Source organism: Pseudomonas grimontii, from assembly GCF_007858185.1.
GTDB lineage: Bacteria > Pseudomonadota > Gammaproteobacteria > Pseudomonadales > Pseudomonadaceae > Aquipseudomonas > Aquipseudomonas grimontii.
This window is the reverse complement of the sequence record NZ_VFES01000002.1, coordinates 126,696-147,103: the sequence shown is the minus strand read 5'-3', so window position 1 is coordinate 147,103 and position 20,408 is coordinate 126,696. Positions and strand designations below refer to the sequence as shown.

The 20,408-nt window shown below is 61.4% G+C and carries 20 protein-coding genes and 1 tRNA gene; 12 read left to right on the top strand and 9 right to left on the bottom strand.

Features of this window, described 5'->3' with window-relative positions; translation table 11 throughout:
* Positions 1 to 7 precede the first annotated feature (7 nt).
* The 4 genes from gpmI (at position 8) to FIV39_RS04895 (ending at position 5,217) form a co-directional block, all read left to right on the top strand.
* Positions 8 to 1,534, top strand: coding sequence for a 2,3-bisphosphoglycerate-independent phosphoglycerate mutase (gene gpmI / locus FIV39_RS04910; RefSeq protein WP_090401029.1), 1,527 nt, complete (start codon positions 8 to 10; stop codon positions 1,532 to 1,534).
* A 247-nt stretch (positions 1,535 to 1,781) separates the two neighbouring features.
* A complete protein-coding gene (locus tag FIV39_RS04905; protein WP_032890130.1) occupies positions 1,782 to 3,077 on the top strand; it encodes a murein hydrolase activator EnvC family protein in 1,296 nt (431 codons plus the stop codon).
* 30 nt (positions 3,078 to 3,107) lie between these two features.
* Positions 3,108 to 4,436 carry a S41 family peptidase gene (locus tag FIV39_RS04900; RefSeq protein ID WP_090401030.1) on the top strand — a complete coding sequence of 443 codons (1,329 nt, stop codon included), beginning with the start codon at positions 3,108 to 3,110 and terminating at the stop codon, positions 4,434 to 4,436.
* 1 nt (position 4,437) lies between these two features.
* Positions 4,438 to 5,217 carry a divergent polysaccharide deacetylase family protein gene (locus FIV39_RS04895; RefSeq protein ID WP_090401031.1) on the top strand — a complete coding sequence of 260 codons (780 nt, stop codon included), beginning with the start codon at positions 4,438 to 4,440 and terminating at the stop codon, positions 5,215 to 5,217.
* Here the strand turns inward: FIV39_RS04895 and FIV39_RS04890 are convergent.
* The 7 genes from FIV39_RS04890 to FIV39_RS04860 all read right to left on the bottom strand — a co-directional run bounded on the left by FIV39_RS04890 (position 5,208) and on the right by FIV39_RS04860 (position 10,961).
* Positions 5,208 to 5,963, bottom strand: a complete 756-nt coding sequence (locus tag FIV39_RS04890; protein WP_090401032.1) for a substrate-binding periplasmic protein — start codon at positions 5,961 to 5,963, stop codon at positions 5,208 to 5,210. The genes FIV39_RS04895 and FIV39_RS04890 overlap by 10 nt on opposite strands.
* A 66-nt stretch (positions 5,964 to 6,029) precedes the next feature.
* Positions 6,030 to 6,800 (bottom strand): imidazole glycerol phosphate synthase subunit HisF, encoded by a 771-nt coding sequence (gene hisF, locus FIV39_RS04885; protein ID WP_003171107.1) that lies wholly within the window; start codon positions 6,798 to 6,800, stop codon positions 6,030 to 6,032.
* Between the two features lie 9 nt (positions 6,801 to 6,809).
* On the bottom strand, positions 6,810 to 7,547 hold the full coding sequence (gene hisA / locus FIV39_RS04880; protein ID WP_057010603.1) for a 1-(5-phosphoribosyl)-5-[(5-phosphoribosylamino)methylideneamino]imidazole-4-carboxamide isomerase: 738 nt from the start codon (positions 7,545 to 7,547) through the stop codon (positions 6,810 to 6,812).
* Between the two features lie 90 nt (positions 7,548 to 7,637).
* Positions 7,638 to 7,898: a DUF2164 domain-containing protein gene (locus FIV39_RS04875; protein WP_090401033.1), complete on the bottom strand. Its 261-nt coding sequence runs from the start codon at positions 7,896 to 7,898 to the stop codon at positions 7,638 to 7,640.
* Positions 7,899 to 8,537, bottom strand: a complete 639-nt coding sequence (hisH, locus tag FIV39_RS04870; protein ID WP_090401034.1) for an imidazole glycerol phosphate synthase subunit HisH — start codon at positions 8,535 to 8,537, stop codon at positions 7,899 to 7,901. It abuts the gene before it with no gap.
* Complete coding sequence (gene hisB / locus FIV39_RS04865; RefSeq protein WP_003218037.1) at positions 8,537 to 9,130, bottom strand: imidazoleglycerol-phosphate dehydratase HisB; 594 nt, start codon at positions 9,128 to 9,130, stop codon at positions 8,537 to 8,539. The genes hisH and hisB overlap by 1 nt, the downstream gene beginning before the upstream one ends.
* 169 nt (positions 9,131 to 9,299) lie before the next feature.
* On the bottom strand, positions 9,300 to 10,961 hold the full coding sequence (locus FIV39_RS04860) for an OFA family MFS transporter (RefSeq protein ID WP_090401035.1): 1,662 nt from the start codon (positions 10,959 to 10,961) through the stop codon (positions 9,300 to 9,302).
* A gap of 325 nt (positions 10,962 to 11,286) precedes the next feature.
* Here FIV39_RS04860 and FIV39_RS04855 point away from each other — a divergent pair, with 325 nt between their 5' ends.
* From FIV39_RS04855 to FIV39_RS04830, 6 genes are all read left to right on the top strand, one after another.
* Positions 11,287 to 13,497 carry an AsmA family protein gene (locus FIV39_RS04855; RefSeq protein WP_090401036.1) on the top strand — a complete coding sequence of 737 codons (2,211 nt, stop codon included), beginning with the start codon at positions 11,287 to 11,289 and terminating at the stop codon, positions 13,495 to 13,497.
* Entirely contained in the window at positions 13,494 to 14,561 is a 1,068-nt protein-coding gene (gene mutY, locus FIV39_RS04850; RefSeq protein WP_090401037.1) for an A/G-specific adenine glycosylase, read from the top strand. Before FIV39_RS04855 ends, mutY begins: the two co-directional genes overlap by 4 nt.
* Positions 14,558 to 14,830, top strand: a complete 273-nt coding sequence (locus tag FIV39_RS04845; RefSeq protein ID WP_090401038.1) for an oxidative damage protection protein — start codon at positions 14,558 to 14,560, stop codon at positions 14,828 to 14,830. Before mutY ends, FIV39_RS04845 begins: the two co-directional genes overlap by 4 nt.
* Before the next feature lie 103 nt (positions 14,831 to 14,933).
* Positions 14,934 to 15,009: transfer RNA gene (locus FIV39_RS04840), tRNA-Phe, on the top strand.
* Positions 15,010 to 15,350: 341 nt separating this feature from the next.
* Complete coding sequence (locus tag FIV39_RS04835; RefSeq protein ID WP_090401039.1) at positions 15,351 to 15,647, top strand: hypothetical protein; 297 nt, start codon at positions 15,351 to 15,353, stop codon at positions 15,645 to 15,647.
* Between the two features lie 88 nt (positions 15,648 to 15,735).
* Entirely contained in the window at positions 15,736 to 16,056 is a 321-nt protein-coding gene (locus FIV39_RS04830; protein WP_090401040.1) for a hypothetical protein, read from the top strand.
* A gap of 106 nt (positions 16,057 to 16,162) precedes the next feature.
* Here the strand turns inward: FIV39_RS04830 and FIV39_RS04825 are convergent, their stop codons facing one another.
* Together FIV39_RS04825 and FIV39_RS04820 are read right to left on the bottom strand one after the other, a co-directional pair.
* Positions 16,163 to 17,767, bottom strand: coding sequence for an ArnT family glycosyltransferase (locus tag FIV39_RS04825; protein ID WP_090401041.1), 1,605 nt, complete (start codon positions 17,765 to 17,767; stop codon positions 16,163 to 16,165).
* Between the two features lie 85 nt (positions 17,768 to 17,852).
* Positions 17,853 to 18,818 carry an arsenic resistance protein gene (locus FIV39_RS04820; RefSeq protein ID WP_090401042.1) on the bottom strand — a complete coding sequence of 322 codons (966 nt, stop codon included), beginning with the start codon at positions 18,816 to 18,818 and terminating at the stop codon, positions 17,853 to 17,855.
* A gap of 172 nt (positions 18,819 to 18,990) precedes the next feature.
* Here FIV39_RS04820 and FIV39_RS04815 point away from each other — a divergent pair, with 172 nt between their 5' ends.
* Positions 18,991 to 19,929: an alpha/beta hydrolase family protein gene (locus FIV39_RS04815; RefSeq protein ID WP_090401043.1), complete on the top strand. Its 939-nt coding sequence runs from the start codon at positions 18,991 to 18,993 to the stop codon at positions 19,927 to 19,929.
* 17 nt (positions 19,930 to 19,946) lie between these two features.
* Positions 19,947 to 20,360, top strand: a complete 414-nt coding sequence (locus tag FIV39_RS04810; RefSeq protein WP_090401044.1) for a hypothetical protein — start codon at positions 19,947 to 19,949, stop codon at positions 20,358 to 20,360.
* Positions 20,361 to 20,408: the final 48 nt, after the last annotated feature.

The window sequence follows — 20,408 nt, the reverse complement described above, 5'->3', positions numbered from 1 at the left end:
AGGATCTATGACTACCACGCCTAAACCTTTGGTCCTGATAATTCTCGATGGCTTCGGACACAGTGAAAGCCACCACGACAACGCCGTGTACGCGGCCAAGAAGCCCGTACTCGACCGTTTGACCGCAACGGTACCCAACGGCCTGATCTCCGGCTCGGGCATGGACGTGGGCCTGCCGGATGGCCAGATGGGCAACTCGGAAGTCGGCCACATGAACCTCGGCGCCGGACGAGTGGTATATCAAGACTTCACCCGCGTGACCAAATCGATTCGCGATGGCGAGTTCTTCGAGAACCCGACCCTCTGCGCAGCGGTAGATAAAGCAGTGGCGGCCGGCAAGGCCGTGCACTTCATGGGCCTGCTGTCCGACGGCGGCGTTCACAGTCACCAGGACCATCTGGTCGCCATGGCGGAGCTGGCCTTCAAGCGCGGCGCCGACAAGATCTACCTGCACGCCTTCCTCGACGGCCGCGACACCCCACCGAAAAGCGCGCAATCCTCCATCGAGCTGCTGGACGCCACCTTCGCCGCCCTGGGCAAGGGCCGCATCGCCAGCCTGGTGGGCCGCTACTTCGCCATGGACCGCGACAACCGTTGGGACCGCGTGTCCCAGGCCTACAACCTGATCGTCGACGGCCAGGCCGAATTCCACGCCGCCACCGCCCAGGAAGGCCTCGAAGCCGCCTACGCCCGTGGCGAGAGCGATGAGTTCGTCAAGGCCACCACCATCGGCGAGCCGGTAAAAGTCGAGGACGGCGACGCCGTGGTGTTCATGAACTTCCGCGCCGACCGTGCCCGCGAGCTGAGCCGTGTGTTTGTCGAGGACGGCTTCAAGGAATTCGAGCGTGCCCGCCAGCCAAAAGTCCAATACGTCGGCCTGACCCAATACGCCGCCAGCATCCCGGCTCCCGCAGCCTTTGCTGCCGGCAGCCTGGACAACGTGCTGGGCGACTATCTGGCGAAAAACGGCAAGACCCAGCTGCGTATTGCCGAAACCGAAAAATACGCCCACGTAACCTTCTTCTTCTCCGGCGGGCGTGAAGAACCGTTCCCTGGCGAAGAGCGCATCCTGATCCCTTCGCCAAAAGTCGCCACCTACGACCTGCAGCCGGAAATGAGCGCGCCGGAAGTGACCGACAAGATCGTCGACGCCATCGACCACCAGCGTTACGACGTGATCGTGGTCAACTACGCCAATGGTGACATGGTTGGCCACAGCGGCAACCTGGAAGCTGCGACCAAGGCCGTGGAATGCCTGGACCTGTGCGTCGGCCGCATTGTAGAGGCCCTGGAAAAAGTCGGTGGCGAGGCGCTGATCACCGCCGACCACGGCAACTGCGAGCAGATGTCCGACGAATCCACCGGCCAGGCCCACACCGCCCACACGACCGAGCCGGTGCCGTTCATCTATGTCGGCAAGCGCGACTTCAAAGTGCGTGATGGCGGCGTGCTGGCGGATGTGGCACCGACCATGCTGATGCTGATGGGGTTGGAGAAGCCGAAAGAGATGACTGGTACCTCAATCCTGGTCTGATCCAAACAACTATGTGGGAGGGGGCTTGCCCCCGATAGCAGTGGATCAGCCAGCACATATTCAGCTGACACATCGCAATCGGGGGCAAGCCCCCTCCCACATTAGCTTCGCGGTGTTTGGCAGATGTCTTTTTGCCATACCACCGCCACTCGGCACCTATCTTGCGTTCCAGTCCGAATTGGGCGTTTTTTTTGCGGCGCTTGGCGGGCATACTAGGCCGTCCCTTTCCCTGGTGTCGCCCGCCTCTATGCTTCGCGCCTTGATTACCCTTGCTCTTGTCTGCCTGCTCCAACCGGCATTTGCCGATGAGCGCGCACAAACTCAACAACAGTTGGACGCTACGCGTCAGGACATTACCGAGCTGAAAAAACTGCTCGGCAAGCTCCAGGAAGAAAAATCCGGGGTGCAGAAAGACCTGCGCGGCACGGAAACCGAAATGGGCAAGCTGGAGAAGCAGGTCCAGGAGCTGCAAAAAGAACTAAAGAAGAGCGAGTCGGAACTGGAGCGACTCGACGCTGAGAAAAAAAAACTCCAGAGCGCACGCGTTGAACAGCAGCGTTTGATCGCAATCCAGGCCCGCGCCGCCTACCAGAGCGGCCGCCAGGAATACCTCAAGCTGCTGCTCAACCAGCAGAACCCGGAAAAATTCGCGCGCACCCTGACCTACTACGACTACCTGAGCAAGGCCCGCCTGGAGCAATTGAAAAGCTTCAACGAAACCCTGCGCCAGTTGGTCAACGTCGAACAGGAAATCGCCAACCAGCAGTCGCAGCTGGAGGACCAGAAAAGCGCCCTCGACACCCAGCGCGACGAGCTGGACAAGGTCCGCAAGGAGCGCCAGCTGGCCCTGGCCAAGCTCAATGACGACGTGAAGGCCCGCGACGCCAAGTTGCAGGCCCGCGAGCAAGACCAGGCCGACCTGGCCAAAGTGCTCAAGACCATCGAAGAAACCCTGGCACGCCAGGCACGTGAGGCCGAAGAAGCGCGGCAGAAAGCGCTGATCGCCCAGCAGGAAGCCGAAAAAAAGCGTCAGCGTGAGGCCGAACTGGCAGCCACCACTGATGCCCCGGCGCCCCGCAAACCGGCGCATGCCGCCCCTGGCCCGCTGGTTTCCAGCGCCGGCGAGTCCTTCGGCGGGCCTTTTGCTTCAGCGCGCGGCAAACTTCCATGGCCAGTTGATGGTCGACTACTGGCACGCTTTGGCGAAACCCGTGGCGATGACACCCGCGCCAAGTGGGACGGGGTGATGATCAGCGCCTCCGCCGGCAGCCAGGTCCACGCCGTACATGGTGGGCGCGTGGTGTTTGCCGATTGGCTGCGCGGCGCCGGTTTATTGGTGATTCTCGACCACGGTAATGGCTATTTGAGCCTTTATGGCCACAATCAGACGTTACTCAAGTCGGCAGGTGATGTTGTAAAAGCCGGTGAATCCATCTCCACTGTCGGTAACAGTGGCGGCCAGGACACCCCAGCGCTGTACTTCGCTATTCGTCAGCAGGGTCGCCCGAGCGATCCCGCACAATGGTGCCGGTCCCAAGGATAGGGTCGCATCTACATTAGGAGTTCGTTCGACATGCTGCATTTGTCCCGCCTCACTTCGCTGGCCCTGACGATCGCCCTGGTGATCGGCGCGCCTCTGGCTTTTGCCGACCAGGCCGCCCCGGCTGCACCCGCCGCCACGGCCGCGACCTCCGCCGCGACCACTAGGGCGCCGTTGCCGCTGGACGAGCTGCGCACCTTCGCCGAGGTCATGGACCGGATCAAGGCAGCCTATGTCGAACCTGTAGACGACAAGACCCTGCTGGAAAATGCCATCAAGGGCATGCTCAGCAACCTCGATCCGCACTCCGCCTACCTCGGTCCGGAAGATTTCGCCGAACTGCAGGAAAGCACCAGCGGTGAATTCGGCGGCCTGGGCATTGAAGTCGGCGCCGAAGACGGCAATATCAAGGTGGTCTCGCCAATCGATGACACCCCGGCGTCCAAGGCCGGCATCCAGGCCGGTGACTTTATCGTCAAGATCAACGGCCAGCCGACCCGTGGCCAGACCATGACCGAAGCCGTCGACAAGATGCGCGGCAAAATCGGCCAGAAAATCACCCTGACCCTGGTGCGCGACGGCGGCAACCCGTTTGACGTGACACTCACCCGCGCGACCATCGTGGTCAAGAGCGTGAAGAGCCAGTTGCTGGAGTCGGGCTACGGTTACATCCGCATCACCCAATTCCAGGTCAAGACCGGCGACGAAGTGGCCAAGGCCCTGGCCAAGCTGCGCAAGGACAACGGCAAGAAACTCAGCGGCATCGTGCTCGATCTGCGTAACAACCCAGGCGGCGTGCTGCAGTCTGCGGTGGAAGTGGTCGACCACTTCATCACCAAGGGCCTGATCGTCTACACCAAGGGCCGTATCGCTAATTCCGAGCTACGCTTCTCGGCCACCGGCAACGACCTCAGCGAGAACGTGCCATTGGCCGTGCTGATCAACGGCGGCAGCGCCTCGGCGTCGGAAATCGTCGCCGGCGCCCTGCAAGACCAGAAACGCGGCGTGCTGATGGGCACCACCAGCTTCGGCAAAGGCTCGGTGCAGACCGTGTTGCCGCTGAACAACGATCGCGCGCTGAAGATCACCACCGCGCTGTACTACACGCCAAACGGCCGCTCGATCCAGGCCCAGGGCATCGTGCCGGACATCGAAGTGCGCAAGGCCAAGATCACCAACGAAATCGACAGCGAATACTACAAGGAAGCGGACCTGCAAGGTCACCTGGGCAATGGCAACGGCGGTGCCGACCAGCCAACAGGCAGCAGCAAGAAAGCCAAGCCGATGCCGCAGGACGATGATTACCAGCTGGCCCAGGCGCTAAGCCTGCTCAAGGGCTTGAGCATTACACGCAGCCGTTGATATGCGTGTTGCCCTGATCCTCGCTGCGCTGTGCAGCCTGGCAGGGGTCGCCCAAGCGGCCCCTGCCAGCGAATCCCACAAAGCCTACCTGAGCCTCATCATCGACGACCTCGGGCAAAACCTTACCCGGGATCGTCGCGTGCTGGCCCTGCCTGGGCCGGTGACCACGGCGATCATGCCCGACACGCCCCACGCCGCCGAATTCGCCCGCGAAGCGCACAAGGCCAGCAAGATCGTGATCCTGCACATGCCCATGGACCCGGCCACCGGCCCATTCGCCTGGCACCCCGAGTTGCCCATAGAAGAGCTCGGCAAACGCCTGGACGCTGCCTTCAACGCCGTGCCCTACACCGCCGGTATCAACAACCACATGGGCAGCCGCATGACCGCGCAACCGGCCGCCATGGCCTGGCTGATGGCCGAGCTGCAACGGCGCAACAAATTCTTCGTCGACAGCCGCACCAGCGCGCAGACCGTGGCCGCTGCCGAGGCGCAGAAGATCGGCCTGGCCAGCGTCTCGCGGGATGTGTTCCTCGATGACGAACGCACCGAAGCGGCGATCACCACGCAACTGCAAACCGCGATCAAACTGGCCCACAAACAAGGCTCAGCGGTGATGATCGGCCACCCCTACCCGCAAACCCTGGCAGTGCTGGAGCGCGAACTGCCCAAGCTCAAGGCCCAGGGCATCGAGTGGATTGATATCAAGCTGATGATCAGCGTGCGCAGCAATCAAGCCATGGCTGGGCACGGCAAGAACGGTACCTATCGCTACAAATAGTTCGCCATGATCCGGTCCACAAGCCCTTCCGAGCGCAACTGATCCAACGCCGCCTGCAATTTGGCCACCGTCTCATCGGGCACGTTCTTGTTCAGCGCCAGGTACAACTGGGCACTGTTGAACCGCAGCACGGTCTTGAGCCCCGTCACACCGACCTGACGCGCAAGATAACGCCCGGCCGGGTCGCCCGTGGCCCACAGGTCGATCTGGCCATCCACGAGCTTTTGCGCGTTGTCCTGGTCGCGTAATACCACCACCGGGTTAAGGCCCTGCTTCTCCAGGGTCTCGGCGATGGCATCGCCTTTATAGGCGCCGATCTTGTAGCGCCGCGCCTGCTCAAGGTCGGCAAGCTGGATCTCGCTGTCGGCTTTGGCCAACAGTACCCAATCATCCGGGCCGATGGGGCCGACCCACTTGAACAGCGCTTCACGGTCCGGCAGACGCGCCATCACGAACACGCCATAGCCGGGTTTCTCCAGGGCGAGTTTGTAGATTCGCTCCCAAGGAAAACGCAGGGTGAGATTGTAGGAAATGCCGGCACGCTTGAAGGTTTCGCGCACGATGTCCACGGCGATGCCTTCGATGTTCTCGTCCTTGGCAAAGTTCTTACCGTTCTTGGCCATGTTGTAGGGCGGGAAATTTTCCGTCAGCAACACCAGGGAGGCGTCAGACGGCTCTTCGGCGTGTGCCGCACTCACCATAAAGATGGAGGTGCTGGCGAGGGCAAGCAGCAGGGTCTTGAACATGAAGGCTACCGGAATCCATGGCAAGCGCAGAGAGTGCCGCGCGCCTGCCATAGTGTCCAGCAACGTTTAGCGAACGACGATACCGCGCGCCGCCATGTAGGCCTTGGCCTCAGGAACGGTGTATTCGCCAAAGTGAAAAATACTCGCCGCCAGCACCGCGCTGGCATGGCCTTCGATCACGCCGTCGGCCAGGTGTTGCAGGTTACCGACGCCGCCGGAGGCGATCACCGGAATCCCCAGCGCATCGCTGATGGCGCGGGTCACGCCCAGGTCGAAGCCGTTTTTCATGCCGTCCTGGTCCATGCTGGTCAGCAGGATTTCCCCGGCGCCCAGGCCTTCCATCTTCATCGCCCACTCCACCGCGTCCAGGCCGGTCGGCTTGCGACCGCCGTGGGTGAAGATCTCCCAGCGCGGGGTTTCGCCCGGGCCGGAGACTTTCTTGGCGTCGATAGCGACCACGATGCATTGCGAGCCGAAGTGCTGCGCGGCTTCGCCGACGAACTCCGGGTTGAACACCGCTGCGGTGTTGATCGAGACCTTGTCGGCACCGGCATTGAGCAGGTTGCGGATATCTTGCACGGTGCGCACGCCACCGCCCACGGTCAGCGGGATAAACACCTGGCTGGCCATGCGCTCGACGGTATGCAACGTGGTGTCGCGGCCGTCGACGCTGGCGGTGATGTCGAGAAAGGTAATCTCGTCGGCACCTTGCTCATCGTAGCGGCGAGCGATTTCCACCGGGTCGCCGGCGTCACGGATGTTCTCGAACTTGACGCCCTTGACCACGCGACCGTTGTCGACGTCCAGGCAAGGGATGATGCGTTTGGCCAGCGCCATGGTCAGTCCTCAGCCGTTGTAGGCATCGCAGTAAGCCTGGGCTTCGGCGACGTCCAGGGTACCTTCGTAGATAGCGCGGCCGGTGATGGCACCGATGATCCCTGGGGCCTTGGCGTCCAGCAGCGACTTGATGTCGCCCAGATTGTGGATACCGCCGGAAGCGATCACCGGGATCCTGGTGGCAGCGGCCAGCGCAGCGGTGAACGGCACGTTGCAGCCCTGCATCATGCCGTCTTTGGCGATGTCGGTATAAACGATGGCGGACACGCCGTCGGCTTCGAACTGCTTGGCCAGGTCGATGACTTGCACGGTGCTGATTTCAGCCCAGCCGTCGGTGGCGACGAAACCGTCTTTAGCGTCCAGGCCCACGATCACTTTGCCAGGGAACGCGCGGCAGGCTTCGGCGACGAAGGCCGGGTCTTTCACGGCCTTGGTGCCGATGATCACGTAGCTCACGCCGGCTTTGACATAGTGCTCGATGGTTTCCAGGGAACGGATACCACCGCCGATCTGGATCGGCAGGTTCGGGTAGCGCCTGGCGATCGCGGTGACCACTTCGCCGTTGACCGGCTGGCCTTCAAAGGCGCCGTTCAAGTCCACCAGATGCAGACGACGGCAACCCCCTTCCACCCATTTGGCAGCCATGCTCACCGGGTCATCGGAGAACACGGTGGAGTCTTCCATACGGCCTTGGCGCAGACGTACGCAGGCGCCGTCCTTGAGATCGATAGCGGGGATAATTAGCATGCTTTTCCTTCGTCAAAGAGTTGCAAGCTGCAAGCTATAAGCTGCAAGCAAGCACGCGTATCAATTCTTGCAGCTTGGGGCTTGAAGCTTTCAGCTGCTCTTTTCAAGCGACCACAGGTCGCTTTCGATGCTTTCGAACCTTTCTTTAAGGAGCGTCTGCGTATCGAAAATCGCCCTGTTGTAATAATGCGGAGCCACTTCGGTGGCGAACAGCTCAAGAATCTCGGCGACTTCGAACGAGCCCAGCTTGAGCTCGAAGCGGTCCTCCATGAAGCGCTTGATCTTGAGGGTAGCCTCACTTTCCTGCTCAGGCGTGAGGGTCAAGATCGACGGCTTCGGCTTCCTGGCCATTTACCAGCGCCCATCCCAGGCGGCGAAGTTCTGCAGCAATTGCAGGCCATGGGTATGGCTCTTCTCCGGGTGGAACTGCACGGCAAAACGCGAACCGTCGGCCAGCGCGGCGGCGAAGTCGACGCCGTAGTGCCCGCCACCCACCACCTGGCGCGGGTTACCGGCGGCGATGTAGTAGCTGTGCACGAAGTAGAAACGCGCCATGTCCGGGATGTCGTGCCACAGCGGGTGATCCACTGCCTGGCTGACCTCGTTCCAACCCATGTGCGGGACTTTCAGGTGGGCGCCGTCTTCGTGCAGGTCCTTGCCGAAGAACTTCACCTGGCCGGGGAACAGGCCGATGCAGTCAACGCCGTCGTTCTCTTCACTGCGATCGAGCAAGGCTTGCATGCCCACGCAGATGCCGAGGAACGGGCGATCCTGGCTGACTTCGCGCACCAGGCTGTCAAAGCCCAGGCGGCGAATTTCGGCCATGCAATCGCGAATCGCCCCCACACCGGGGAACACCACGCGGTCGGCTTCGCGAATCACCTTGGCATCGCTGGTGATCAGCACCTTGCCGGCCCCTACGTGCTCGAGGGCCTTGGCCACCGAGTGCAGGTTACCCATGCCGTAGTCGATAACCGCGACCGTCTGCATTACAGGACGCCCTTGGTCGAGGGCATTTGCCCGGCCATGCGGTCATCGAGCTCCACGGCCATGCGCAACGCGCGGCCGAATGCCTTGAACACGGTTTCGATCTGGTGGTGGGTATTGGTGCCGCGCAGGTTGTCGATGTGCAGGCTGACGAGTGCGTGGTTGACGAAGCCCTGGAAGAATTCCTGGAACAGGTCGACGTCGAAGCCGCCCACGGTGGCGCGGGTGTACGGCACATGCATCTGCAGGCCTGGGCGGCCGGAGAAGTCGATGACCACACGCGACAGCGCTTCGTCCAACGGGACATAGGCGTGGCCGTAGCGACGGATGCCTTTTTTGTCGCCGATGGCCTTGGCAAACGCCTGGCCGAGGGTGATGCCTACGTCTTCCACCGTGTGGTGGTCGTCGATATGCAGGTCGCCCTTGCTGACGATATCCAGGTCGATCAGCCCGTGACGGGCGATCTGGTCCAGCATGTGCTCAAGAAAAGGTACACCGATATCAAATCGGGCCTTTCCGGTGCCATCCAGGTTGATCGAGGCTTTGATCTGGGTTTCCAGAGTGTCGCGCTCGACGGACGCCTTACGTTCGGCCATCACCAGCTCCGCAAAATCATTGGGCGAAAAAGGCAGCCATTATAGGGGCGCGGACGCTAAACAGAAACATCGAAGGGGATAAGACTGACGAGTTGAGGCGGGGAATGTCGGGGATAGACATGTGCATACAAGCGGGCGCTCCAGGATGGTGCGCCCGCTTGCAGTCAACTTAGTGGAACAGTACCGCCGTCTTCTGCAGGGTCACCCACACACCCCAGGCCAACGGAATACCCACTACCAGCCAGGCAGCGATCGCCAACGGCACAGTGCCGGGCGCCGCTTTCCATTCCAGGGAGGTGCTGGCATCAGCCCCTTTGTCATGCCCCAGCGCTTGCTCGGCGGCGAGTTCCGCGTCGGTCATGAAGTACTTGTCGGCCACCGGGCGGACCAGCAGGTTGCAGATAAAGCCCAGTACCAGCAGGCCGGCGAGGATGTACAAGGTGATGTCATAGGCCGCAGCGCGTTCAACGCCGATGCTCAGTTGATATTCACGCAGGTAGTTCACCAACACCGGGCCCAATACGCCCGCGGCGGCCCAAGCGGTCAGCAGGCGACCGTGGATCGCGCCGACCATCTGGGTACCGAACAGGTCGGCCAGGTAGGCCGGGACAGTCGCAAAACCACCGCCGTACATCGACAGGATGATGCAGAACGCCGCGACGAACAGCGCCACGTTGCCCAGGTGCCCCAGGTTCGGGATCAGCGCGTACAGGGCAAAGCCCAGGGCGAAGAACACGAAGTAGGTATTTTTACGGCCCAGGTAGTCGGAGAACGACGCCCAAAAGAACCGGCCACCGATGTTGAACAGGCTCAACAAACCGGTGAAGCCCGCAGCGATGGCAGCAATCGACGCCAATTGCCCGGCGTCCAGCTGGCCAAACGGCACATCAACACCCAGCAGCTTGCCACCGAACACTTCCTGCAGCAGCGGCGAAGCCATGCCGAGGATGCCGATACCCGCCGACACGTTCAGGCACAGCACCAGCCATACCAGACGGAACTGCGGGGTTTTCCAGGCCACGTTCACGTGCACGTGACGGTGGGTGATCATCGCATTGGCGGCTTTTTTCACCGGCGCGGTCCAGCCCTCAGGCTTCCAGCCGGTCGGTGGAACACGGTAGGACAGCGCGCCGCCGATCATGAACACGAAGTAGATCGCGGCCATCACCAGGAAGCTCTGCCATACGCCCACGCTGGTCGGCGAAGCGAAGTGCCCCATCAGCGCAGCTGCCAACGGAGCGCCAACCATTGCGCCGCCGCCGAAGCCCATGATCGCCATGCCGGTGGCCATGCCGCGCTTGTCCGGGAACCACTTGATCAGGGTCGAGACGGGCGAGATATAACCCAGGCCCAGGCCGATACCGCCAATGACCCCGGAGCCGATCCACATCAGCCAGATCTGGTGGGTATAGATACCCAGTGCCGAGATCAGCAGGCCGCCGCACCAGCACAACGCCGAAACAACACCGGCCTTGCGTGGCCCGGCATGTTCCAGCCAGCCGCCCCAGATCGCTGCCGAGCAGCCCAGGAAGATGAAGAACAGGGTGTAGATCCAGCCCAGCATGGAGATGGGCCAGTCGCATTGGGACGAGAAGACTTGCGCGATGAAGCTCATGTCCGGCGCACAAGCAACCGGTTTGGTGATACCCAGCGCCTTGGACAACGGCAACCAGAACACCGAGAAGCCATAGGCCATGCCGATGCACAGGTGGATGGCCAGGGCGGCCGGTGGAACCAGCCAGCGGTTGAACCCGGGCTTGGCGATAATGCGCTCCTTGGACAGGAACGCAGGCTGTGCGGCGGTAGTGCCGGCCACAGTGCTAGTGCTCATTGATGTATCCCCCAGTTATTAGTATGCGTCCGTCAGGCGCTCTCTCCCTCGGCCTTGCACGCAAAGCGTGGCCGTTTTTGTAGAGTGAAGCTCCATTTTGGCGCGACGATAAGTCGCAGAAGGCGAACGAACGGCCGAAGATTAGCATTAGCGGATGACAGAAAAACCAAAATGACATCATCTTTTTGCGATTTTTCGGTTTTATTGGCGTCAAAATCCCGTTTTCCTAGGGCTGGATACAATGTAACGATCCGTGAACTGACGCAGGCCGTCGGGCGTTATACTCTGCGGCTAAATTTTGAAATCGACATACAAGGACTCGCCCATGAAAGCGTTCGGCAAAATCCTGGGTCTGGTACTTCTCGGGCTGTTGCTGATCATTGTGGCTCTGGGCTTTGCCCTGACCCATCTCTTCGATCCCAACGACTATAAAGACGAGATTCGCCAGATTGCCCGCGACAAGGCCCACATCGAGCTGACGCTCAATGGCGATATCGGCTGGAGCCTGTTCCCCTGGCTCGGCCTTGAACTGCACGAAGCCAGCGTGGCGACCCTGACCACGCCGACCCAACCCTTCGCCGACCTGCAAATGCTTGGCCTGTCGGTGCGCGTGCTGCCGCTGCTGCGTCGCGAAGTACAGATGAGCGATGTGCGTGTCGAAGGCCTGAACCTACGCCTCAACCGTGACAAGCAAGGCCATGGCAACTGGGAAGACATCGGCAAGAACGCGCCGGTAGCCACCACCGAAACGCCCGCCCCCGCTCAGCCGTCACCCGAGGTAAAACCGGAAAAACCGGCCCAGCCCATCCGCCTGGACATCGATAGCCTGACGATCAACAACGCCCGCGTCGAATACAACGATGAGCAAACCGGTAAGCAATTCAGTGCCGAAAGCATCCAGTTGAGCGCCGGCGCCGTGCACGAAGGTGCGAGCATCCCGGTGAAGCTCACCGCCTTCTTCGGCAGCAACCAGCCGGTGATGCGCGTCAAGACCGAGCTCAACGGCAACCTGCGTATCGAGCGCGCGCTCAAGCGCTATCAGTTCGAAGACATGAAAATCACCGGCGAAGCCACGGGCGAGCCGCTGCAAGGCAAGACCGTGACCTTCTCCACCCAGGGCCAGTTGCTGGTGGACCAGGCGGCCAATATCGCCGAATGGACCAACCTGAAACTGTCGGCCAACCAGCTGCGCGCCCTGGGCGAGCTGAAGGTCAACGACCTGGACAAGACCCCGCAGCTCAGCGGCGCGCTGTCCATCGCCCAGTTTGACCTGGCCAAGTTCCTCGACAGCGTCGGTAACCCATTGCCACCGATGGCCGAGGGCAGCCTGAGCAAGGTCGAGCTGGTCAGCCGTCTCAAAGGCACACCGAACAGCCTGGCGCTGGAAGACCTGAACCTGAAACTCGACGGCAGCACCTTCACCGGTCGCGTCGCCGTGGACGACTTCGCCAAGCAGGCGCTGCGCGTACAGCTCAAGGGCGATACCTTCAACGCCGACAACTACCTGCCGGCCAAGTCCGAATCCGCCAAGGGCGCGACCGCTGCCCGCCAGGCCGAAGTGCAGAACAGCGAAGCCGGCGCCATGGCGGCCGGTGGCACCACTCCACTGCCGCAAGCACCGACCAAAGGCGCCTGGAGCACGGACAAACTCCTGCCATTGACCCGCCTGCGTACGCTGGACATAGACGCCGACCTCGCCTTCGACCAACTGACCCTGAGCAAATTGCCGATCCAGAATGCCGTGCTCAAAGCCTCCGGCAGCGATGGCCAGCTCAAGCTCGGCACCCTCAGCGGCGGCCTCTACAACGGGACCTTCCAGGCCAACGGCACGCTCGATGTGCGCCAGGATATTCCGCTGCTGGCCCTGCAAAGCCGGATCAAGCAAGTGCCGGTCGAACGCATCCTGCAGGCCCAAGGGCAGACGCCGCCCGTGAAGGGCCAGATCACGCTGGACAGTAATCTCAGCGGCCGCGGCAACAGCCAGAAAGCCCTGATCGACAGCCTCAACGGCACCGCCAGCTTTGTGATCAACAACGGCGTGCTGCTCAACGCCAACCTCGAGCAGCAACTGTGCACCGGCATCGCCCTGCTCAACCGCAAGACCCTGAGCGGCGAACAACGCGGCAAGGACACACCGTTCCAGGAGTTGAAGGGCAACCTGACTTTCCGTAACGGCGTGGCCAACAATCCCGACCTGAAAGTGCGCATCCCAGGGCTGACGGTCAACGGCAACGGTGACGTCGACCTGCGCGTGCTGGGCATGGATTACCGCGTCGGCATCATCGTCGAAGGCGACCAGCGCGAAGTACCGGACCCGGCCTGCGAAGTCGGCTCCAACTTCCAGGGTATCGAAGTGCCGCTGCGCTGCCGTGGCCCGCTGGAACTCGGCGCCAAGGCCTGCCGCCTGGACAAGGACGGCCTGAGCCAGGTCGCGATCAAGGCGGCCGGCAACAAGCTCGGCGAGAAGCTGGAAGAGAAGCTCGACAAGGTTAACCCGCAGCTCAAAGATGCTTTGAAAGGCCTGTTCAAACGATGAGAGACGAGCAGTTTTCAACGGCGGTGCTGGACTGGTACGACCGCCACGGCCGCCATGACCTGCCCTGGCAAACGGGCATTACGCCTTACCGGGTGTGGGTTTCGGAGATCATGCTGCAGCAGACCCAGGTCAGCACGGTGCTCAATTACTTCGACCGCTTCATGGCGTCCCTGCCAACGGTCGAAGCCCTGGCCGCCGCACCGGAAGACGAAGTGCTGCACCTGTGGACCGGCCTGGGCTACTACACCCGGGCGCGCAACCTGCAAAAGACCGCGAAAATCGTGGTGGCCGAGTACGGCGGCGACTTTCCCAGGGATGTGGAAAAGCTCACTGAGTTGCCCGGCATCGGCCTGTCCACCGCCGGCGCGATTGCCAGCCTGAGCATGGGCCTGCGCGCGCCGATCCTCGACGGCAACGTCAAACGCGTGCTGGCGCGCTTCACCGCACAAGAGGGCTACCCAGGCGAACCCAAGGTGGCCAAGCAGCTGTGGGCCACCGCAGAGCGCTTTACACCCCATGATCGCGTCAACGCCTACACCCAGGCGATGATGGACATGGGTGCCACCCTGTGCACGCGCAGCAAACCCAGCTGCCTGCTGTGCCCGCTGGAACAAAACTGCGAAGCCCACATGCTCGGCCTGGAGACACGCTACCCGATCCCCAAGCCGCGCAAGACCATCCCGCAAAAGCGCACACTGATGCCGATGCTGGCCAATGCCGAAGGCGCGATTCTGCTTTACCGTCGCCCTTCCACGGGCCTGTGGGGCGGCTTGTGGAGCCTGCCCGAACTGGACGACCTGCAAGACCTCGAACACCTGGCCAACCAGCACACGCTCGAACTGGGCAAACACCAGGCACTGCCGGGGCTGATCCACACCTTCAGCCACTTCCAGCTGGCCATCGAACCCTGGCTGGTTCAGGTCAAGGAATCCGCCCATCACGTCGCCGAGGCCGACTGGCTCTGGTATAACCTCGCCACCCCGCCGCGCCTGGGCCTTGCCGCCCCGGTCAAGAAACTGCTGAAGCGCGCGGCCGATGTATTGAACGCAGGAGAGTCGTCATGACCCGCACCGTAATGTGCCGCAAGTACAAAGAAGAATTGCCCGCCTTGGAGCGCCCTCCGTACCCAGGTATCAAGGGCCAGGACATTTACGACCACGTCTCAGCCAAAGCCTGGGGCGACTGGCTGAAACACCAAACCCTGCTGATCAACGAAAAACGCCTGAACATGATGAACGCCGACGACCGTAAATACCTGGCGGGCGAGATGGACAAGTTCTTTTCCGGCGAGGATTACGCCAAGGCCGACGGCTACGTACCACCTGCTCAATAATTGATCAAAAACTGGGGTCGGCACGTAAGCGACGGTAATAATTAAATATTTTTTGAAAACTTGCTTGACGACCCCCTGAAAAACCCGTTTAATGCGCCCCGTTGCCCAGATAGCTCAGTCGGTAGAGCAGGGGATTGAAAATCCCCGTGTCGGCGGTTCGATTCCGTCTCTGGGCACCACTTATTAGTTTCAGGTGGTGCAAATGTCATCTGAAACACACAAGAAACCCGCCTAGTGCGGGTTTTTTGTTGTCCCGGCTTTATAGCGCTCCCCACTGCACCTCGCAGTAGTAGCGCTATGATATGATTCAAAATATGCCAAGGCCGGCGAGCAACATTATGCGGATGCATTCCCTCCTGTAACCGTCAGCCATCGCCCGTCAACACACGAGCAAGCCACGACGACGGATTAACTCCCCGCGCTCGCTCCCATAACCGCATGACACCCCTAACAGCTATTCGACTTTGAAGCACCTCCCCTTCGGTCGACATGGAAGAGTTATGCCAACAAGGAGCCCGAAATGACCCGCCCCCTCACCCGCATCAACCTTGCGCTGGCGCTCGCCGCAACGCTTTGCTTCGGTAACGCTCACGCGGCCAACGAGGAGCTTGCCCAAGAGGTGAAGGAGAGCATCCAGGAGCAGTGGGACAAAGACACCTCGCCCGGCGAAAACACCGTCAAGGAAGTGACCCTGATCAAAAAAGGGCACAACAAGTATCGCGGACTGCTTGAGGTCGATGGCCCGGATGGTCACGAGACCCTGAGCGTGGACGTCATGGTCGACGAGGACAACATGATCTGGGAAATCGTTGACTGACCCCGCCACACATCACACCCGACACATCACACCCAGGCGATACGCAGCCCAACGTATCGCTTAATCCCTTGGGCACATGGAGAAACAAATGGCATACACATCGATCATTTTCAAAAACCCGAACACGGGCGCGATGAAGGAAGCTCCTGTCGGCTTTTCGTGGACCACCTTCTTTTTCGGTTGCTTCCCGGCCCTGTTTCGCGGCGACGTGAAATACGGCCTGATTCAATTCGTCATCGCCATGATCACAATGGGCGTGAGCAACATCGTCTTCGCATTCATCTACAACAAGTTTTATATCAAGGACCTGATCGGCCAAGGCTTCAAGGCGCAGTCCATTGCCAGCGGCGATATGAACTTCGCCTCGGCCAAGATCGGCATGCAGATCCCCTTGCTGGAAGCTGCCTGATCCGCAGTCGCACGCGCTAACAACAAGAAGCCTGCGATGAGCAGGCTTTTTGTTGGGTGATCGGTCCGTAACGACGACTACAAAAACGGCACAGCACGGTGCCGGTTCATTTCAGCAAGAACACCATCAGTGGGTTGTCGTTCAACCGCCCTTCAAAGCTTGGCGCCAGGCGCTCCAGAGGCGTGCCCTTGAGCAGCGCGGTCTCCTTGCGCGCCACAATGACCCACGACGGACGGGGCAACGCACCCAAGCGCTCAACCTCTGCTGCACCGACAAACAGCGGTTGCTCGTCATGGTCCAGATTCATCATGTAGCGCACCGCCCAGGTGTCCCTGCCGAGGTTCAGGAATACCAATTGCCCGGGTTGCGATACGCGAAGCGCTTCCACCTGGCCGACAAACTGCCGGGTGTCGAACTGCAGGTCCTTGGCAGGCTCCACGACCGTCACCAGCACCAGCCATTGCGCGCCCAGCGCGAACGCGCTGAGCCACACCAGCCGCCCCGCTCGCCGCCAGGCAAGCACGGCCGCCACTTGCAGGAGCAACAGCCCACCCACCAACAGCGGCAATGAGACGTCAGGCCAGTAACCGTGCTTCTGCCACCCATGCCGACAGACACACACGGCAACCACGCACAGCGCCGGCAGCGCGGCGACAAGCCCCTCGTAGCCTCTGCGCACGCCCAGGAGCCAGCCTTGCGCCTGAAGCAGCCCATAGGCCGCGACAGCCGCAAACATCGGCACCATGGGCAGGATGTAATAGGCGCGCTTGAAGTGCGGTACCGACAGGCCAAGCAAGATCATCAAACCACAGGCGCCGAGCCGCATGACCAACTGCACCGGGTTATCAAACCGCTCTGCCCAGCGATGACGCAGCGCAACCAATGTGAGCAACGCCAGCGGCACCACGGGGAAATAACGGTACAGGCTCAACTGGAAGTAGAAATAGAACGGCTCGCCGCTTTCATCAAGGCGCCCGCCCACTTGCATCTTGAACACCTCATCGGCAAACGCATCGCCACCGCTGATGCGCGCCAGCTTCACCAACAGCCACCAACAGGCCGCCAGCAACACCAGGCCGACGATGCCGTGGACCAACACCTGCCTGACCCGCTCCCCAGGGCTGCCCAGCGCCCAATACACGCACACCACACCGCAGACTTCGATCAATCCCAGCGGCCCGCGTATCGCAAACCCCAGGATGAACAGCGGGAACACCGCAAGCTGCCTGAGCCGCGAACCCAGGCGCTCACCACTGTGCAGCAGGTAGAAACTGCCGACACACAGCAACGCCACCATCTGGTCCAGGCATACCGAACGGGACTTCTCGAGCAACTGGGTGGTGAGCAACGTCAACAGCACCGTGAGCAACGCCCACGGACGACTCGCCGGGACCAGCAAGCGATAGATCAAGGCCACGACCCCGGCGGACGCAAGGGCAGTGGGCAGCACATTGGCCAGGTGGTTGGGCGCCCCGAACAGCCGGGCAAATACGTAACTGAAGAAGGTCGCGGTACCGGGATAGTCCGCGTAGGGCTGCCCATAGGTGGTGGGGAAAAGACTCGCACCATGGCGAAACATTTCCTGCAGGAACAGCGCCCAGCGCCCGTCAAAACCCTGGGGTTGCTGGTCCCAGATACCCAGCGTGAACAGCAACAGCGCGAACAGGAAAATGCCCAGGGACTCCAGGCGGAAACGGTTGCGGTGATCCATGAAAGGGCCTGTCAGGTAGGGAACGCCGACCTATGGTGCCGAACGTATCCCCAATAGCGCCTGAACAAACCTGAACATTCACATTTCACCGACCTATGGGCCATACCAGCCTCGGGATCAGACGCACGTAGATCAACTCGCCCACCAATTCGACCAGGGTTTGCAGGATCACCGCCGTCGCCGCCAAGCCGCGCACGTCTTCTGGCAACGCCAGGGCCAGCGGCAACACCACCAACGAGTTACGCGTCGATGCGCTGAACGTCACCGCCCGTGCCGCCATCGCCGGCAGCGCGAACAGCCTCGCGGCCAACGCCCCGATCACCGGCGCCAGCAACAGGAAGGCCACGTACACCGGAATCACCGGCAGCAACAGGTTGATGTCGCGCACCACCGAAGTGATTTGCGAACCGATCACCACCACCAACACCAGCGCCATCGCCGGCACCGGCAACCACGCCCAAGCGTCGTTCCAGGCGCTGACGCCCGATGAGCGCCGCGCCAGGGACGTAGTGATCACCGCCAACACCATCGGCAGCACGATCAACCACAGGAACGCCTCGATAAACGGCCCCGCCTGCACCACCACCCCGGACTGCGCCCCCAGCATCAACCCCAGGTACACCGGCAACAGCAGCAACTGCAGCAACAACAGCACCGGTGTCGCCGCCAGCATCAAGCGTGAATCGCCTTTACCGATATGGGTAAACACCACCACGTAGTCGATACACGGCGTCAGCAACACCAGCAATGCGCCCACCAGCAACGCCGGGCGCTCCACCAGGCCACGGGTCAACACCCACACCAGCAACGGCACGAGGATGAAATTGGCCAGCAACAGCGCCGACAGAAAGCGCTTGTGACTCAAGCTCTGGCGCAGCTCCAGAAAAGGGATTTGCAGGAACATCGCGTACATCAACACCGCGATGGCGGGTGTGACCAGCACGCCGAGGCCATGGGCCAACGAAGGCGCGAGCAGACCGAAAGCGGCGGCCAGGAGGACAGCGGCGAAGTAGAGGGGGATCTGGTTGTGTTCGAGGGTGTCGCGGGTCATGGTCGAGCTCAGATCAATCGAAAGATCGTCAGCCTATGCACCCAAAGGGCCAAGGTCGAGCGCCATGACCACCTTCACACCCATGGCGCGCTAAATTTGTTAATTTCGGTTCCCTATAAAAAGCGCGTGAGCCTCCAAGCACCACAAAAAAGCGCACGGATCGAGCGGACCTATGAACCTGCCAACCCGCCCCACCCAAGCAGCATTCCTCGAATCCACCGCAGACGGCCACCCCCTCGGCGGTTTCACCTGGCGCCACCTGCGCACCGACCTTGAACGCCCGGTCGTCATCATCAACGCCGCCACTTCCGTACGCTGCCGCCACTACTCACGTTTCGCCGACTACCTGTTCGCCAACGGCTTCGACGTGATCACCTACGACTATCGCGGCATCGGCGAGTCGCGCACCGGTTCGTTGCGCGGCTTCAAGGCGTCGTGGTCGGATTGGGGCACGCTGGATTTCGAAGCGATCCTGCTGCGGGCACAGCGCGAGTTTCCAGGCCAACCGATTGATGTGGTCGGCCACAGTTTCGGTGGCTGTGCGGCGGGGCTGGGTGCGTCTGGCGCGGTGATCCGGCGAATCGTGACCGTGGGCGCGCAGTTCGCCTACTGGCGCGATTACGCAGCCGTCGGGCGCTGGCAGATGTTTGCCAAATGGCATGTGGTGATGCCACTGGTAACGGCACTCTGTGGGTATTTCCCCGGCAAGCGCTTGGGTTGGCTCGAGGATACGCCGAGAGGCGTGGTACGCGACTGGAGCACGCCAACGCCCAAGTATGAGACGCGGCCCAGCGGGCGTGCCCTGGCTGACTTGCCATTCAGTCGCGTGAAGGCGCAGATGCTGGCGATCAGCATCACCGACGACCCGTTCGGCACCGTGGCGGCGATTGAGCGATTGCTGGGCTATTTCGCAAACAGCGAGCGCAGCCATCTGCGCATCGCACCGGAAGACATCGGCGAAAAACAGGTCGGACATTTCGCGTTCTTTCGCAGCGAGTACCAGGATCGGTTGTGGCCGATTGCATTGGCATGGCTTCAACACGGCCAATTAACGGCGGATACCCTTGGGATTTCCCTCAACCTGCGCTTCAATACCCTACCCAGATCCTGACCCAAGGACGTGAGCCCATGGCCTCGCCGAACAAGCAGCAAAAACGTGCCCACCGGGCCAAGGCCAAGGCCAAGCAGAATCGCACCCAACGCGCTGTCGCGAGCAAGCCGGATGCGTTTTCCGGCGATGACGACCGGATTGACCTTGAGTCGGTGGATTTGACCGAGCTGTTCGTGGAGATGCGCACCGCCGGCGAGACCAGCCAGCAGGCCCTCTGCGCGGTATTCCTGGCCCACCCACTGCTCGCACTGGTGCTGGAGCAGGAAGGCGAAGAAGAAGCCACCGACTTTATCCTGGCGGCACTGATCGAGTATCGGCAGTGGGCCACGGACAGCGACGATGAAGCCGTCGCACTGGCGTGGATCGAATCGCCGCAGTTCCAGGCCGATTACGTCGCCGCCTCCCAGGCGCTCACCAACGCCCAAGACTGACGCAAAACAAAATGTGGGAAGGGGCAAGCCCCCTCCCACATTTGAACT

Bases quoted from the DNA above. Each gene is read 5' to 3' on its own strand.
- FIV39_RS04875 (WP_090401033.1), bottom strand. From the start codon at position 7,898: ATGGCCAGGAAGCCGAAGCCGTCGATCTTGACCCTCACGCCTGAGCAG.
- hisB (WP_003218037.1), bottom strand. From the start codon at position 9,130: ATGGCCGAACGTAAGGCGTCCGTCGAGCGCGACACTCTGGAAACCCAG.
- FIV39_RS04810 (WP_090401044.1), top strand. From the start codon at position 19,947: ATGGCCTCGCCGAACAAGCAGCAAAAACGTGCCCACCGGGCCAAGGCC.
- hisF (WP_003171107.1), bottom strand. From the start codon at position 6,800: ATGGCGCTGGCCAAACGCATCATCCCTTGCCTGGACGTCGACAACGGT.
- FIV39_RS04905 (WP_032890130.1), top strand. From the start codon at position 1,782: ATGCTTCGCGCCTTGATTACCCTTGCTCTTGTCTGCCTGCTCCAACCG.
- FIV39_RS04895 (WP_090401031.1), top strand. From the start codon at position 4,438: ATGCGTGTTGCCCTGATCCTCGCTGCGCTGTGCAGCCTGGCAGGGGTC.
- FIV39_RS04845 (WP_090401038.1), top strand. From the start codon at position 14,558: ATGACCCGCACCGTAATGTGCCGCAAGTACAAAGAAGAATTGCCCGCC.
- FIV39_RS04855 (WP_090401036.1), top strand. From the start codon at position 11,287: ATGAAAGCGTTCGGCAAAATCCTGGGTCTGGTACTTCTCGGGCTGTTG.
- mutY (WP_090401037.1), top strand. From the start codon at position 13,494: ATGAGAGACGAGCAGTTTTCAACGGCGGTGCTGGACTGGTACGACCGC.
- FIV39_RS04825 (WP_090401041.1), bottom strand. From the start codon at position 17,767: ATGGATCACCGCAACCGTTTCCGCCTGGAGTCCCTGGGCATTTTCCTG.
- gpmI (WP_090401029.1), top strand. From the start codon at position 8: ATGACTACCACGCCTAAACCTTTGGTCCTGATAATTCTCGATGGCTTC.
- FIV39_RS04860 (WP_090401035.1), bottom strand. From the start codon at position 10,961: ATGAGCACTAGCACTGTGGCCGGCACTACCGCCGCACAGCCTGCGTTC.
- hisH (WP_090401034.1), bottom strand. From the start codon at position 8,537: ATGCAGACGGTCGCGGTTATCGACTACGGCATGGGTAACCTGCACTCG.
- FIV39_RS04815 (WP_090401043.1), top strand. From the start codon at position 18,991: ATGAACCTGCCAACCCGCCCCACCCAAGCAGCATTCCTCGAATCCACC.
- FIV39_RS04830 (WP_090401040.1), top strand. From the start codon at position 15,736: ATGGCATACACATCGATCATTTTCAAAAACCCGAACACGGGCGCGATG.
- FIV39_RS04890 (WP_090401032.1), bottom strand. From the start codon at position 5,963: ATGTTCAAGACCCTGCTGCTTGCCCTCGCCAGCACCTCCATCTTTATG.
- FIV39_RS04900 (WP_090401030.1), top strand. From the start codon at position 3,108: ATGCTGCATTTGTCCCGCCTCACTTCGCTGGCCCTGACGATCGCCCTG.
- FIV39_RS04835 (WP_090401039.1), top strand. From the start codon at position 15,351: ATGACCCGCCCCCTCACCCGCATCAACCTTGCGCTGGCGCTCGCCGCA.
- hisA (WP_057010603.1), bottom strand. From the start codon at position 7,547: ATGCTAATTATCCCCGCTATCGATCTCAAGGACGGCGCCTGCGTACGT.
- FIV39_RS04820 (WP_090401042.1), bottom strand. From the start codon at position 18,818: ATGACCCGCGACACCCTCGAACACAACCAGATCCCCCTCTACTTCGCC.